Source organism: Pseudoponticoccus marisrubri, assembly GCF_001482405.1.
GTDB lineage: Bacteria > Pseudomonadota > Alphaproteobacteria > Rhodobacterales > Rhodobacteraceae > Pseudoponticoccus > Pseudoponticoccus marisrubri.
In genome coordinates, this window is sequence record NZ_LPXO01000001.1 from 314125 (window position 1) to 329217 (window position 15093).

13 protein-coding genes and 1 riboswitch are annotated in these 15093 nt (G+C 70.8%); of the genes, 1 reads left to right on the plus strand and 12 read right to left on the minus strand.

Annotated features, from left to right (window positions below; all coding sequences use genetic code 11):
* Nucleotides 1-118: 118 nt before the first annotated feature.
* Nucleotides 119-325: riboswitch (cobalamin riboswitch) on the minus strand.
* Nucleotides 326-386: 61 nt separating this feature from the next.
* On the minus strand, nucleotides 387-1400 hold the full coding sequence (locus AVJ23_RS01560) for a GDP-mannose 4,6-dehydratase (protein WP_058860390.1): 1014 nt from the start codon (nucleotides 1398-1400) through the stop codon (nucleotides 387-389).
* A gap of 141 nt (nucleotides 1401-1541) precedes the next feature.
* Complete coding sequence (katG, locus tag AVJ23_RS01565) at nucleotides 1542-3743, minus strand: catalase/peroxidase HPI (RefSeq protein WP_058860391.1); 2202 nt, start codon at nucleotides 3741-3743, stop codon at nucleotides 1542-1544.
* A 241-nt stretch (nucleotides 3744-3984) separates the two neighbouring features.
* Here katG and AVJ23_RS01570 point away from each other — a divergent pair, with 241 nt between their 5' ends.
* Nucleotides 3985-4899: a hydrogen peroxide-inducible genes activator gene (locus AVJ23_RS01570; protein WP_058860392.1), complete on the plus strand. Its 915-nt coding sequence runs from the start codon at nucleotides 3985-3987 to the stop codon at nucleotides 4897-4899.
* Here AVJ23_RS01570 and AVJ23_RS01575 read toward each other — a convergent pair.
* From AVJ23_RS01575 to AVJ23_RS01620, 10 genes are read right to left on the minus strand one after another with little or no spacing between them, the layout of a single operon-like run.
* On the minus strand, nucleotides 4892-5407 hold the full coding sequence (locus AVJ23_RS01575) for a hypothetical protein (protein WP_058860393.1): 516 nt from the start codon (nucleotides 5405-5407) through the stop codon (nucleotides 4892-4894). The genes AVJ23_RS01570 and AVJ23_RS01575 overlap by 8 nt on opposite strands.
* A complete protein-coding gene (locus AVJ23_RS01580) occupies nucleotides 5404-6339 on the minus strand; it encodes a hypothetical protein (protein WP_157772599.1) in 936 nt (311 codons plus the stop codon). The genes AVJ23_RS01575 and AVJ23_RS01580 overlap by 4 nt, the downstream gene beginning before the upstream one ends.
* The gene (locus AVJ23_RS01585) at nucleotides 6336-7022 is read right to left on the minus strand and encodes a hypothetical protein (RefSeq protein WP_058860395.1); all 687 of its coding nucleotides are present in this window, start codon (nucleotides 7020-7022) and stop codon (nucleotides 6336-6338) included. The genes AVJ23_RS01580 and AVJ23_RS01585 overlap by 4 nt, the downstream gene beginning before the upstream one ends.
* Entirely contained in the window at nucleotides 7019-7537 is a 519-nt protein-coding gene (locus tag AVJ23_RS01590; protein WP_058860396.1) for a hypothetical protein, read from the minus strand. The genes AVJ23_RS01585 and AVJ23_RS01590 overlap by 4 nt, the downstream gene beginning before the upstream one ends.
* Nucleotides 7531-8244, minus strand: a complete 714-nt coding sequence (locus AVJ23_RS01595) for a MotA/TolQ/ExbB proton channel family protein (protein WP_058860397.1) — start codon at nucleotides 8242-8244, stop codon at nucleotides 7531-7533. Before AVJ23_RS01595 ends, AVJ23_RS01590 begins: the two co-directional genes overlap by 7 nt.
* Nucleotides 8244-8873, minus strand: coding sequence for a hypothetical protein (locus AVJ23_RS01600; protein ID WP_058860398.1), 630 nt, complete (start codon nucleotides 8871-8873; stop codon nucleotides 8244-8246). Before AVJ23_RS01600 ends, AVJ23_RS01595 begins: the two co-directional genes overlap by 1 nt.
* A gap of 26 nt (nucleotides 8874-8899) precedes the next feature.
* Nucleotides 8900-9601: a hypothetical protein gene (locus AVJ23_RS01605; RefSeq protein ID WP_058860399.1), complete on the minus strand. Its 702-nt coding sequence runs from the start codon at nucleotides 9599-9601 to the stop codon at nucleotides 8900-8902.
* A complete protein-coding gene (locus tag AVJ23_RS01610; RefSeq protein WP_058860400.1) occupies nucleotides 9601-10314 on the minus strand; it encodes a hypothetical protein in 714 nt (237 codons plus the stop codon). Before AVJ23_RS01610 ends, AVJ23_RS01605 begins: the two co-directional genes overlap by 1 nt.
* Nucleotides 10315-10317: 3 nt before the next feature.
* On the minus strand, nucleotides 10318-12609 hold the full coding sequence (locus AVJ23_RS01615) for an ATP-binding cassette domain-containing protein (RefSeq protein WP_058860401.1): 2292 nt from the start codon (nucleotides 12607-12609) through the stop codon (nucleotides 10318-10320).
* 3 nt (nucleotides 12610-12612) lie between these two features.
* Nucleotides 12613-15090, minus strand: coding sequence for a hypothetical protein (locus AVJ23_RS01620; protein ID WP_058860402.1), 2478 nt, complete (start codon nucleotides 15088-15090; stop codon nucleotides 12613-12615).
* Between the last annotated feature and the right edge of the window lie 3 nt (nucleotides 15091-15093).

Consider the following 15093-nt stretch of genomic DNA (forward strand, 5'->3'; position numbering starts at 1 on the left):
CGCGTGACACGGGGCCGAGCGGCCCCGGGGTACAAGGGAACGGACGGGATGTATCGGCACGAACGGCGACAGGGCCGCTTCGAGCCAGACGCGCACCCCGGCGTCCGGTGGCAATGCCCCGAAGGGCATGCAAGCGGCAGGTCTCCTGGCTTGCGGATCGACGCTCGGCCGGCCTTCCCGGATCTCTCCAGTGGCACCGTCGGCCTCGCTCACCGCTCACAGTTGCGGGGGCAGCTGCAGGATTGGCGGCCGGGGCCACCGCACTGCATTCCCTCTTTCCCCTGACGCGACTCGCACGTGCAGGACCGTTTGCTAGGCTGGTTTGACCCATGAGGGGCGCGGCTGTCAATCGCGCATGACGACCACGCCGGGCCGGGGGGTGCGGCTCAGACCTTGTAGTAATCGCGGTACCAGCGCACGAATTCGGCCACGCCCTCGCGGATGTCGGTCTGCGGCCGGTAGCCGGTCAGGCGCTCCAGCAGGGTCGCATCGGCCCAGGTCGCGGGCACGTCGCCGGGTTGCATGTCCATGTAGTTGCGCTCGGCCTTGACGCCCAGCGCGGCCTCGATCGCCTCGATGAACTCCATCAGCCGCACGCTGCGCGAATTGCCGATATTGACCACCCGGAACGGCGCCACCGGCGACAGGCTGTCGCCCTCGGGCACCTGCCCGTCGGCGGGTGTCTGCGGCACCGCGTCGGTCATCAGCAGGCGCACCGCGCGCACGAGATCCGTCACATAGGTGAAGTCGCGCTGCATGTTGCCGTGATTGTAGACGTCGATGGGCCGCCCCTCGAGCGTCGCCTTGACGAATTTGAACAGCGCCATGTCGGGCCGGCCCCATGGCCCGTAGACCGTGAAGAAGCGGAACATCGTGGTCGGCAGGCCGTGGATATGGGCATAGGCATGGCCCATGGATTCATCGGCCTTCTTGGTGGCGCCGTAGATCGACATGGGCGTGTCGGCCTTGTCGGTCTCGCGGAAGGGCACCGCGCTGTTGGCGCCGTAGACCGAGGAGGAGGAGGCCATCAGCAAGTGCTGCACGCCGTGGCGCCGCGCGGCCTCCATCACGTTGAAGGTGCCGATCACATTGCTGTCGAGATAGGCGCGCGGGTTCTCGATCGAGTAGCGCACCCCGGCCTGCGCGGCGAGATGCACCACGATCTCGGGCGCAAAGGCATCGGCAGCGCGGTCCAGCGCCGGCTGGTCCTCGAGCATGGCCTCGGTGGCGGTGAAGCGCGCGTGCCGGGCCAGCCGCGCGTGGCGGGCCTGTTTCAGCGACACGTCGTAGTAATCGGTCATGCCGTCGTAGCCCAGCACGTCATGCCCCTCGTCCAGCAGCAGCAAGGCGAGGTGGTAGCCGATGAAGCCGGCCGTGCCGGTGATGAGAACGCGTGCCATGAAGTCCCCTTTCGTTCCGCGGCGTGTAGCGATTGCGCCCCCGGGCGTCAAAAGGAAACGCCCGGCCATCTTTGGCCGGGCGTGGGGATGCCGGGTCGCACCGTGCCGGGCAAGGCCCGGCCGGTCTGGCGCCCGTTGGTCTCAGGCGAGGTCGAACCGGTCGGCGTTCATCACCTTCGTCCAGGCCGAGACGAAATCGCGCGCGAACTTGGCGGCGTTGTCGTCCTGCGCATAGACCTCGGCGATGGCGCGCAGCTGCGAGTTGGAGCCGAAGACCAGGTCGACCCGGGTCGCGGTCCACTTGCGCTCGCCGGTGACGCGGTCATTGCCCTCGAACTCGGTCTGGTCCTCGGTGACCGGCTTCCACACCGTGCGCATGTCCATAAGGTTGACGAAGAAGTCATTCGTCAGCTGGCCCGGACGGTCGGTGAAGACGCCATGCGCGCTGCCGCCATGCGTGGCGCCCAGCGCCCGCATGCCGCCGACCAGAACGGTCATTTCCGGCGCGGTCAGGCCCAGAAGCTGCGCGTGATCCACCAGCAGCTCTTCGCTGGACATGGTGTACTGGCCCTTCTGGAAGTTGCGGAACCCGTCCGAGACCGGCTCCAGCGGCTCGAAGCTCTCGGCGTCGGTCATCTCGTCGGTGGCATCGGTCCGGCCCGGAGTGAAGGGCACGGTGATGTCGTGGCCGGCCGCCTTGGCCGCGGCCTCGACACCGGCGACACCGCCCAGCACGATCAGGTCGGCCATCGAGATCTTCTTGCCGCCCGACGCGCTGTCGTTGAACTCCGACCGGATGCCCTCGAGCGTGTCCAGCACCTTGGCCAGTGCTTCGGGCTCGTTCACGGCCCAGCCCTTCTGCGGGTCGAGGCGCAGGCGTGCCCCGTTGGCACCGCCGCGACGGTCCGAGCCGCGATAGGTCGCGGCCGAAGCCCAGGCGGTCTTGACCAGTTCGGCCACCGGCAGCGCATCTGTCAGCTTGGCCTTCAGCGCGGCCACGTCGGCCTCGTCCACCAGCGGATGGTCGACCGCGGGCACCGGATCCTGCCAGATCAGGTCCTCGGCCGGCACGTCATTGCCCAGGTAGCAGGCCTTGGGGCCCATGTCGCGGTGGGTCAGCTTGAACCAGGCGCGCGCAAAGGCATCGGCGAACTTCTCCGGGTTGGCATGGAAGTCGCGGCTGATCTTCTCGTAGATCGGATCCTCGCGCATGGCCATGTCGGCGGTGGTCATCATGGTGATGGCCTTGCCCTTGCCGTCCGCGGTGGGGGCCAGATGCTCGTCCTTCACGTCCTTGGGCTGCCACTGGTAAGCGCCGGCCGGCGACTTGACCAGTTCCCACTCGTAGCCGAACAGCATGTCGAAATAGGTCATGTCCCAGGTCGTGGGCGTCGGCGTCCACGCCCCCTCGATGCCCGAGCCGATGGCGTGGATGCCCTTGCCGGTCTCGAACTTGGAATCCCAGCCCAGGCCCTGCGCGGCGATGTCGGCGCCCTCGGGCTCGGGCCCGATCAGCGCGGCATCCCCGGCGCCATGCGCCTTGCCGAAGGTGTGGCCGCCGGCGGTCAGCGCGACGGTCTCCTCGTCGTTCATCGCCATGCGGGCAAAGGTCTCGCGGATGTCCAGCGCCGAGGCCTTGGGATCGGGACGGCCGTCCGGCCCCTCGGGGTTGACGTAGATCAGGCCCATCTGCACGGCGGCCAGCGGGTTTTCCAGATCACGCTCGCCCGAGTAGCGGCTGTTGGGCTTGTCGGAGGTGGCCAGCCACTCTTCCTCGGCGCCCCAGTAGATGTCTTCCTCGGGCTCCCAGATATCCTCGCGCCCGCCGCCGAAGCCGAAGGGCTTGAGGCCCATGTCCTCGATCGCGCAGTTGCCGGCCAGGATCATCAGGTCGGCCCAGGACAGGGCGTTGCCGTATTTCTGCTTGATCGGCCAGAGCAGGCGCCGCGCCTTGTCGAGGTTGACGTTGTCGGGCCAGGAGTTCAGCGGCGCGAAGCGCTGCGTGCCCGAGCGCGAGCCGCCGCGGCCATCCGCGGTCCGGTAGGTCCCGGCCGAATGCCACGCCATGCGGATGAAGAAGGGCCCGTAATGGCCGTAATCGGCCGGCCACCATTCCTGGCTGTCCTTCATCAGCGCGAAGATGTCGGCCTTGACGGCCTCCATGTCCAGCTTCTTGAACGCCTCGGCATAGCTGAACTCGGCCCCCATCGGGTTCGAGGCCGGCTGGTTCTGGTGCAGGATCTTCAGGTTGAGCTGGTTGGGCCACCAGTCGCGGTTCGAGCGGCCGCCGAACCGGGTGTGCACGACCGGGCACTTGCCGCTTTCGAAATCATTTCCGTCCATGACGATCTCCGATATTGCCATATGGGGTCGCACGGCCCGCGAACCGGGCACGCGCAGGCCGGTTGCGCCTTGGCGCCGCCCGGCATGTCGGGACAGGTCGGAAACCGTGCCGGTCCCCTGCCCGTCCGGCAGCCGCGACCGGCGCCGGCAGGCGCCCTCCCCCGAGAAACTGGAATGGTTCTAACAAACCCAGCCCATGGGTTTAAGTTGTATTTTCTCATTGGCGCGATAATATTTTTTTATGACAAACCTGACCCTGCGCCAGCTGCGCTATTTCGAGGCGCTGTCCCGCCACGGCCATTTCGGCCATGCCGCCGCGTCCTGCGCGGTCTCCCAGCCCGCCCTGTCGGTGCAGATCCGCGATCTGGAGGACGAGGTCGGCGCCAAGCTCTTCGAACGCGGCGCGCGGCAGGTGCGGCTGACCCAGTTCGGCGAGGAATTCGCCCAGCGCACGCGCGAGATCCTGCGCCGCGTGGACGAGCTGGGCGACCTGGCCCGCGCCTCGCAGGCGCAGCTGGTCGGGCGGCTGCGAATCGGCATCATCCCCACTATCGCGCCCTACCTGCTGCCGCGCCTGATCGGGGACCTGTCGCGCACCCATCAGGGCATCGACATCCATGTGCGCGAGACGCTGACGCCGCGCCTCGTGCAGGAGCTGGTCGAGGGGCGGATCGACACGGCGGTGGTGGCGCTGCCGATTTCCGAGCCGACGCTGCACGAAGAGGCACTGTTCACCGAGCGCTTCATGCTGGTCCGCCACGCCGCGGAAGCCGACAAGCCGGTGCCCGAGGCCGACGAGCTGCGCGAGATGCGGCTCCTTCTGCTGGAAGAGGGGCATTGCTTCCGCGACCAGGCGCTGTCCTTCTGCAACATCCAGTCCGCCCTGTCGCGCGACGGGCTGGATGGCAGCTCGCTGGGCACGCTGGTGCAGATGGTGGGCGCTGGGATCGGCGTGACGCTGATCCCCGAGATGGCCGTCCCGGTCGAGACACGCTCGGCCGATGTGGCGGTGGCGCGGTTCCGCGCGCCCGAGCCCACCCGCGTGATCGGCATGGTCTGGCGGCGCACCAGCCCGCTGGCCGCGCAGCTGGGCCGGATCTCGGAGGTGGTGCGCGACGCGGCCCGGGCGCTCTACCCCGCCGACCCGCTCAGCTGAGCACCAGCACGAGCCCCAGCGCCAGCCCGGTCCCGGCCAGCGCGGCGGGCAGCACCTGCGCCCGCACCAGCCGGGCCAGCAGCACCAGCCCCAGCGCCGCGCCGGCCGCCAGCGCGGCCTCGGGCCCCTCCCACGCGCCGGACAGGCGCAGACCGCAATAGACCGCCAGCGGCACCGCAACGGCTTGTGACAGCGTGCCCGCGCGCTCGGCTGCCGCTGCCTGCAGCCCCAGCACCGCGATCCCGCCCGCGGCCAGCAGCAGCGGGCGCACGTCCGCGGGCAGCTGCGCGGCCAGCGGGCCGGACAGGCTGGCCACTGCGCCCGTCAGCAGGGCCACGGCCAGCACGCGCTCGGCCCCCGCGCGCAGGTAGAGCGCCCAGAGCCCCAGCCCCCAGAGCGCGCCCACCACGTCCAGCGCCGGCACGGCCCACGCGCCCGGAGCGCGCAACACCAGCCCCGCGATGCAAAGCGCAGCGAGACCGGCCAGCGCGGGCCCGCTGCCGCTCATGTGGCGCCCCCGTTCAGCCGCGCGCGGAAGCCTTGCGCGGCCGCGACGATCCCCGGCTGGCAGGGCTGCGCGCGGCAATGCCGCTCCAACGCGTCCAGCGCGCGCAGCGCGCCCTGCGGCAGGTTTGCCCAGTTCAGCATCACCGCGCCAAGATAATGGCACCCCTCGGTGCGGCAGCGGCCCTCGGCCGCCTCGCGCGACAGATCGATCGCGTAGCGCCTTGCCCCGCGGAACCGGCCCAGCGCCTGCATGGCATGGACCGCGGCCTCGACCTCGGGGCCATGGGTCGGGGCGGCCAGACCGCGGCGCAGGATCTCGACATGTGCGGGCAGGTGCAGCGGGTTCAGCTCGACCGCCTGTGCGTAGAGCGCCTGCGCGGCCGCCCCCTGCCCGCGCTGCTCGGCCAGCCGGCCGGCCAGGAAGGCCGTGTCAGCGCCAAGGCAAGGATCGGGCGCCAGCCCCTCCACCGCCTGCAGCGCCGTGGCGGCGCGGCCCGTGTCACCGGCGCCAAGCGCCAGCCGGGCCAGACGGTTGGCAATGGCCACGCGCACCTCCACCGCCCCGTCCGGCAGCCGGGTCTGCAGGTCTTCGGCCAGCGGGGCGGCCTCTTCCAGCGATTTCGTCGAGAGCAGCACCGCCAACGCCGTGCGGTCGCGCAGCCGCACCTGCCCGGCCAGCAGCGCGGCGCGATCGGGCTGCAGCTCGAGACAGCTGCGCCCAGTGACCTCCAGCGTGCCCACCGCGTCATCCGAGGCGTCCTGCAGCGCAACCAGCGCGTCCTCCAGCGCGCTTTGAGAGGCCGCCGGGGCGGCGGGCGGCGCGGCCTCGGCCAGTTCCACCCGGTCCTGCAGCGCCCAGGCGGTCAGCGCGGCCAGCGCCAGCAACCCCGCGCCCAGCGTATGGAACAGTCGCTCTCCTGCGGGCCCGGTCATGCCGGGCATTCCCGCCGCCCCATGAGCGAGGCCGGACGGATCCGCAGCGGGTTCGCGCGGTCGGTATAGGCCGTCTGCGTGCGGGTCCAGGCGGTCCAGCGAAAGCACACCCCGGTCTCGGAGAGGTGCCGGTAGACCGGGCCGAACCGGGCCATCCCGTCGGGAAAAACGATGAAGTCCGGCGCCGCCCCCGCGGGCAGGCGCGCGCGCAGCGCCGCCACCAGCGCGGCCGGCGTCTGACCCGGTACGGCAAGCGCCTGCGGCACCGCGTTCAGCGGGATGTCCAGCACGGCGGTCAGCGCGTGATCGCCCGACAGCGCGCCGCGGTTGCGCACCCGGGTCGGTTCGCCCTCGGCCGCGCCAACGAAGATCCCGCCCGGCACCTCGACCGGCCCGCCACGCCCGGCCGCGGCCAGCGCCTGCCGGATGGCGGGCATGTCCAGCACGGCAAAGCCGGTCGCCGTCACCACCACGGGGCCCGCGGGCCGCGTCACGGTGTCGAAGGGCCGCGCCACGAGGTCGCCGCCATCGGCCTCGGCCAGTCGACCGGGGCGGTCCGCGGCGGCCTCGGCCGTGACGCGGGCCAGGAGCACGATCATGGTCAGCAGGATGAACAGCGCCATCAGGTTCGAGACGATGTCGCCCAGCCCCTCGACCGGGGTCAGATCCTCGGGCCGCCTCATCCCTCTTCCCACTCCGTCACGATCCGGCGCGCGCGGGCGCTGTCCTCGGCGGGGATCACGGTCCAGGAGACCGGCAGGAAATCATCGGCCCCGGTCAGGGCGGCATCGCTGAGCACCGCGTTCAGCGCCTTCATCGCGTCGAACCCGTCGGGCAGCAGCACGATGCCCACCGACAGCGGCGCCGCGCGCCCCTCTGCCGCGGTGACCAGCACGGCGCGCGTCGCGGTCCCGAAGGCGTTGTCGGGTCGGAACGGGTTGTCCAGCGGGGCCACGATCTCGACCGGCGGGGCGCCGTCGGACAGGATCTCGGCCCGGCCCTGCTCGGGCACCGGCCCGGCCGAGACCAGCACCAGCAGGTCGGGCCGCATCGCGCTGGCCTCGGTCTGCAACAGCACGCGCACGGCAAAGACCACCAGGAAGATGCCGAAGACGCCGAAATTCACGTCGAGAAAGCCCAGCGCCGGCGTGCCGCCCAGCCAGCCCGCGCCCCGGCGTGCACGGCGCTGCGCTACCACCGCTGCAACAGCTCGGCATGCATGCCGCGCAGCGCCATCGAGAGCGCGCCCAGCAGGAAAGAACCCACCAGCAGCATCAGCAGCCCCACCAGCGTGGTGTCGAAGGCGGTCTCGAGCCCCGAGACCACGCCCACCAGCGCGCCCGAGACGGCGCCCGCGCCGGCGCCCTCGGCCCCGGCGAGGATGTCGAGCGGCGCGATGGCGGTGCGGATGCCCAGCACCGTGCCGATGAAGCCCGTGGTCGGGAAGGCCACCAGCAGCAGGCGCAGCAGGGTCAGGCGGGCCTCCTCATGCTGGCCCAGCACCAGCTCCAGCCGGTCGCGGTCAAGCGCGCGGGGCCCGTCGGCAAGGTGCCGCACCCAGCCCTCGGGCAGGCCCAGCGCATGCAGCAGCTGCGCGCCGCTTGCCCCGCGCCCGTCCATGGCGGCGCGTTCGATCCGCACGGCGGCCAGCTGCGCGACGATCAGCACGAGGAAGGCGATGAACCCGCCCAGCTGGGCCACGATCACCCAGCCGCCCTGGTTCTCCAGCATGCCGATCAGGCCGTCCGGCAGCTGCCCGGCGGCCTGCAGGCTGCGCAGCAGAAGCGCGCCCAGCGCGCCGAGAACCCCCAGCGCCACGGCCTGCGGGCCCCAGGCGACCAGGAGGCCCGCGCGGCTGTCGGCGGGGTGGGCAGAGCGGCCGAGCGTGTCGTCCGCCCCGTCCATCAATTGGTTTCCTGTTGCCCGAATTCCGGCCCGCCGATGGCGACGGCCAGTTTCTGCATCTCGGTTCTGAGCGTGCCCATGGTTTCGAGCGAGGTCTTGAGCTCGGTCAGCGCACGGTCGAATTCGCCCAGCTTGAGGTCCGCGATGGCATAGACGCGGTTGTCGACATAGGTCTCGCGGATCTGCTCCATCTCGTCGACGAGCGTCAGGTATTCCTCCTCGCGCAGCAGCGCCTCGGCCACGCGCTCGTCCCAGCGGGTGACATATTCGCAGTCGCGGTTCTTGCCGCTCTCGTCGCAGCGCTCCTGCCAGAAGACGCGCTCGGCCTCGGCCTGATCCTTCAGCCCCAGCACGTCGGCGGCCACGTCGGACTCGGCATCGACCTTGTCCAGCATCCGGTCGACCGAGGCGATCATGTCGTCGTAGAACTGCTCGGTCGCCGCCATCTCGGCGGGCAGGTCCGACAGGGTCCGGCCCAGCGTGTCGATATCCTGCGCAAAGCTTTCCGACAGCGTGGCGATGGTGGTGGCCAGCGCCTTGGTGTCGATCGGGGTGGCCTCCTCCTGCGCGGCCGCCGGGCCGCACAGTGCCAGCGACAGGACCAGCGCGGGGATCCAGGGACGTGTCATGATGCTCTCCTCTCCGGGCGGGCCGGTCAGTTGGTTTCCTGGGTGAACTCGGCTTCGAGGTTTTCCATCCGGTCCATGGTGGCGCGGGTCGCGTTGACCACCGTCTCGAGCTGGGCCAGCGTCTCGTCCAGCCCGCGCAGCCGGATCGACAGCGCGATGTCCGGCGCGTCGTCGCGCAGCGCCCGCAGGCTGGCATCCACCTCGGTCTTGAGCGTGCCGACCTGCGCCTCGAGCGTGGTGAACCGGCCCTTGCGCTCGGCCAGCTGCTCGGCGCTGCGCTCGGCCTCCTCGGGGTTGCGCTCGCGCTGGCGGGCAATCTCGTCCTCCAGCGCCTCGATCTCGGTCGCGGTCTGGCGCAAGCCGTTGTCCAGCTTGCCGCCCGATTGCAGGTCGCGCTGGAACAGCTTGAGCGTCGTGATCTCGAGATCCAGCTTGCTGAGCGCGAGGTTGAACGCATCCTCGGCCGAGGCCTCGCTGCCCAGATCCGCGGCCGAGGCGACGAAGGCCTCTGTGCAGAAATTGCGCACGGCCGTCATCTCGGACAGGCTCTCGAGCTCGCCCATGAAGGCCAGCACCGCGGTGCTGTCGGTGCAGTCGATGTCGAAATCGGGCGCCGCGGCCCGATCCGCCGGCGGGACCGGCTGCGGCGTCTCGGGCGTCTCCTCGGCCTGCTGCGCCTGCAGGGCGCCGGCGGCGAGGAGGGCGGCGGCGAACAAGGTGCTGCGCATCACGATCCCTCCGTCTCGCAAACCTGCATGTCGGCCGCGACGCGCTGCGCGTAATCGCTCAGCGTGGTGCCGATCTCGAACAGCCCCATCACCGAGGCAAAGCCCTGCAGGCGATAGAGCTCGCGGATCTCGTCCTCGGCCCGGCGCTTGGAGAGCACCGACAGGCCGCTCTGCACGCCCTCGGCGTCGAAACGCGCGATCAGCTCGTCCCGCGCGGCCACCTGCGCGTCGATGCAGCCGTTGAACCTGTCGCGTTGCGCCGAGGTCAGCGCACCGTATTGCGGCACCAGCCCGTCCAGCTGGGCCTTGATCGCGGGCATGCCGTCCTCGGCGCAGATCACCGGGATCTCGCGCACGATCAGCGCGGCATAGGCGGCGCCGATCTCCTCGACCTGCGTGGTGCGCGCGATGGTGGCGCCATGCTCGACACAGGCGCGATAGCTGGCCACGTCTTCGGGACAGGCCGAGAAATCGCAGATCCCCTCGGGGGCCGGCGCCGCGGCCGTCTCCTCCTCGGGCTCGGGCAGGGCCTCGCCGCCATAGCACATGAAGGCGCGCATCCGCCGCTCATCCGCGCTGTCGCCGGCAAAGTTCTGCAGGCAGGCGCGGCACCCCGACCCGTCCGGCGCATCGAGGCACAGACGGCCCTGCGCCAGCCCCGGCGCCGCGGCCAGAAGGGCGGGAAGGACGGCCGCAAGGATGCGGTACGTCATATGCTATCCCCCTGATTCCAATATAGAAGCGAGACGGTGGCGCACGCTGTTCAATTCACCTCGGACAACGTACCAAGCGGTCGCGAAACAGGTCAACGCTATTAACCCCAGCGCCCCCAGAAACAGGCAGAAATACCTGGTCGCGCCGATCTCGGCGATCTGACCCGCGACGCCGCCCGCCAGCACAAGGCCCAGCCATGTCAGCCCGGCCAGCAGCAGCGCGGTGCCCCCCGCCAGCGCGAAGAGCACGCCCAGATACCAGCCGATCACCGCCATGGGCAGGCGCCGCGGCACCCCCATGGCCAGCATCATGGCAAAGGCGCGGCGGTTGTCGGCGACCAGCGCACCCACCGAGGCCGCGATCATCAGCGCCGTGGCGACCAGAACCAGCGTGGCGACCACCGCCAGCACCGCCGAGACCAGAAGGTTCGAGGCGATCACCTGCCGGAACCGTTCCAGGCTGTCGGGATCATAGCGGTAGCGCACCCCGATGCTGTCGGCTCCCGCTTCGGGTTCGAGGAAACGCGCCAGCGGCGCCAGCTCGCGCGGCTGGAAATAGAGCGCGGTCTTGCGATAGGCGTCATCGGCCATGTCCGGCTTGGCGCGCTCCAGCGCCTCGAGCGGGAAGAGCGCGTCGAAGTAGAAGTCGCCGTCGCGCGGCAGCCGGTCCGAGATGCCGATTAGCGTGATCAGCTGCGGCTCCCCGTCGCGCAGCCCGTTGCGCTGGACGCAGATCGTGTCGCGCGCCGCCGCCTCGGCCGGGCTGATCCCGAACAGACGCGGCACCGCCTCGGCGGCGATGACCAGCCCCATGCGGCTGCCCGCGGCGGTGCGGTCGCGCACCAGCGACGCGATCGAGGCGCCGCCCACGCCGTGCAGGTCCTGCAGGAGCGGCTCGTTACGGTGCAGCGCCACGGTCTGGAGCGAGCGCCGCGCATTGGCCCCGTCGGGCCCACGCCGGCTGTCCGCGCAGCTTTGCCCCGGCTGCGGGAACCACGCGTCCAGCCGCAGGTCGCGCCGGGGCCAGGCCGCAATCTGCGGCGTGCAGGCCGGGCCGGGACTTGCGGAAGCCAGCAGGGCCAGCATCTCGTCGCTGGCCATGCGCTCGGAGCGCAGCGCCTCGTCCGCGGTCGCCTCCAGCCAGGGCCGCGTGGCCAGCCAGCGCACTTCCGGCGGGTCGAGATCCAGCTCGGCGCTGGTGCCCTTGACGATGGTGTGGCAGTTGCGCGCGCTGTTCAGCACGGTCTCGGCCTGACGGTCCTGCACGGCGTAGAGCAACATCAGCCCGTGCAGCACCACCACACCCAGCAGCAGGCGCAGCGTCAGGCTGTATTCGCTGAAGGCCCGTGCCCAGGCGCCCGGCGACGCGCGCGCCCTCGGCCCGGGCAGCGACAGTGTGGCGGCCAGCCCGGACCCCGCCCCGGGCCGGCGCAACACCTGCGCGAGCGCGAGGCTACGGGCCAGGTGGCGCCAGCCGCTGGCCCCCTCGGCCCCGGTGCGGGCGCTGACGGGCGGTGGCGGCGCGGCCGTGCCGACCAGCGCCTCGATCTCGCGCAGGGTCTGCGGCACCGGCACGGGGGCGTCGGTCTTCGGCCCGGCCCGCCCAACGGCATCGGTCGTCATCACCAGAAGCCGGTCGGCATAGCGCTGCACCGGGCGGTAATCATGCGTGACCCAGAGGATGCTGCGCGCGCCCGGCGGACCCGCATCCACCCAGCGACGCAGCCGCAACATCAGCTCGTCGGCGAGGTCGGGATCAAGGCTCGAGGTCGGCTCGTCGGCGATGATCAGCGGCGGATCGGCGATCAGGGCGCGGGCCAGCGCCACACGCTGCTGCTGCCCGCCCGAAAGCTGCCAGACCCGCCGGTCGAGCAGTTCTTCGGAGAGGTTCACATCGGCCAGCGCCCGGGCCAGTTGCGCCCGGTCCACCTGCGCCAGCGCCGCGCCCCGGGGCGCGAGGCCCAGGGCAAGGTTCGCCGCCACGGTCGCGCCCTGCACCAGATGGCCGGACTGGAAGACGCGCCCGACCCGCGCATGGTCGAACCCGTCGCGATCCAGATCGACGGCCGGCCCCTCGCCCAGTGCCACGCGGACCGTCCCCTGCCCCGATCGCTCCAGCCCCGAGCAGATGTTGAGCAGGGTCGACTTGCCGCTGCCCGAGACGCCGACAATGGCCGTGATGCCGCCGCGCGGGATCTCGAGCGCCGGGATCTCGAGCCGGAAGCCCGGCCCGCCCGGCGCGCCACGGGCCAGCGCGAAGGCCTCGATCCGGACCAGGGGCCCCGGCTGGCGCATGGCTCAGAGCACCTGTTTGGGAAAGAAGCTCTGCGGGACGAAATGCACCTGCAGCCCGCCGCCAACGCCCCAGCGCCACTCGAACTCCTTGAGCGGCGCGCGCTCGATGAAGTCGAAGGCCTGGAAATCCTCGTCGAACTCGGCCTCGAAGCTGTCGCGGTCCACGTAATCGCCCTGCCCCACGGCCTCCAGCAGCCGCGCCGAGAGGCACAGCTCCTGCTGCAGGGCGCGGTATTGCGCGGGGTCGTCCTCGAGGTCGATCACCACGTCGACGAAGGCATCGACGCCCAGCTCGCGGTCACCGATCTTGAAGACGCTGAAATACTCGGCTGGCAGGTTGGTCATGCGGGCAAAGAACTCGGGGATGGTCTCGCCCTCGGGGCTGAGCGCGGTGGAGCCGATGCGCGACTCGCCCAGGAAACCCGCGGCCAGCTGCTCGGCCATGTCCTCCAGCTCGCGCCGCATGCGTCCCGGGTCCTGCATGGCGGCGCAGACCGTCTCCATCGCGCTTTCCAGCCCCTGCCGTTCCAGCACCGACAGCGCCACGAAGATCTCGGCATCCTCGATCGGGTAATAGCCGGTGCGCAGCAGGTCGGTGCGCAACTCCAGCGCCTCCAGCTCGCTCAGGTCGGCATCGGCCAGCCGCTGCAGCATCAGCAGCGGGATGTTGCACGAGACGTTGTTCTCCAGCGCAATGCGGCAGACCTCGTCGAGGTTGAACTCGCCCGGCGCGGCCTTCTGCAGCACGAAGAGCGAGGCGATGCTGTCGCGCACGCCGCGCCGCGCATTGTCAAGATCGCTGACCCCGGGATCGTTATAGGCCACCACCGTGGGCAGCGAGCCGCCCGAGCCGGGGATCTGCTCGCCCGCCTCGGCGATGCGCGCGACCTGCTCCAGCCACGCGCTGTTGTTGTCGTCGATATCGCGCCCGGCCACGTTGATCGGCAGGAAGAGCGCGTTGAAATCCTTGAGCGTCAGCGCGATGCGCTCGGCGCTGTCGGCCAGGTCGCGGCCGGGAAACAGCCGCGCCCGGTCATCGCCCACATAGATCACCAACCGCACGGAATCCTGCCGCCACCCGGTCGAGCGGATGGCGATGTCGAGCGCGGCCAGCCCCATCTCCTCGCGGTCCACCTGCGGGTCGGCATAGGCGCCACCGAACCGCGCCTGCAGATCCGCCAGCGTCGGGAAGGCGCCGGGAAAGGCGAGATCCTGCAGCCAGAACTGGAAGGGCTGGCCCGGCGGCATCAACTGGCGCCAGGACGGGTCGAACCCGCCGCGCGTCGCCGCCCAGTCGGTGGCCGCCTCGGGGCTGTCGAAGAAGTCGCCGAACATGGCGACCGCGACGCGCAGCGTCTCGCGGTCGGTGGCGGGATCGTTGTTCAGGTCCTCGATGCCGCGGATCACGCTGTCGCGGTAGACCTCCATGCTCTCGGTATTGTCGAGCACGAAGAGCACGTCGAGATCCTGCGTCGAATCCGCCAGCAGGTTCAGCAGCACCCGGGTCGCGTCGCTGCCGCCGGCCACGCCGGCCTCGGGCGCCGCCGGGGTGGGCCGTGCCCGCGCGGTGACCGGTTCGGCCCGGTCGCTGGCGATCTGCGGATAGGCGACGGAATAGACGCCTTCGGTATCGGACTGGCCCAGCAGCGAGAATTTCAGGATCGAATTGGCCTGGTCGGGGGCGGCTTCGTCGATCCACTCGATCCGCACACCGCGCCCGTCGGCATCAGCCAGGTCGGCGTCCCCGACGATGGACATGAAGGCCTCGGGCCCCTTGGGATAGACCGCCTGGCGCTGCGGCCAGAGCACGAGGTCGTTCTGGCTGACCCAGCCCAGCATCTCGTCGGCGGAGCGCGGGTTGATCCGCCCGTCCTCTTCCAGCCGCAGCCGCGCCTCGTCCTTGGAGCCTATGAAATACCAGTATTGAAGCGTCTCGGCATCGTAATGCGACGCATAGACATAGCCCAGCAGGTAGCGCTTGCGGTATTCCAGCACCGGCGCTTCGGCCGAGGGGCCGGCGCGCAGCGCGATGCCCTGCGGCTCTTCGCCGGGCGCCAGCGTCTCGAGGCTTTCGGGCCGGATGCCCAGCAGCGCCTTGGCCTGCAGCGTGTTGGTCAGGTCCCGCTCGTTGCGGGGGATGTCACTCATCCGCACCCGTTCCGACAGGCAGCCCCGCCCCGAGAAGGTCAGCACCTGGTCGGCCGGCACCAGCGCCGGCGTACCGTCAGGCGCCACCACCGACACGGTCGCGGGCGGCGCCCCGCCCGGCGCCGGGGCCAGCGTGCTCTGGTACTGCTCGGCCTCAAGCGCGTCGAGATAGCCCAGACGGCCGATCTCGGCCCCCGAGGGGTCAACCATGGGCAACCCCTCGGTCAGCGAGAGCACCGGGTAGGCCACCGGGCCGCGACACTCGGCACGGGCGGCCCCGGGCAGCGACAGTGCCAGCGCGGCGCTGAGAAGGCAGAAGACGGTCTGGCGCATGAT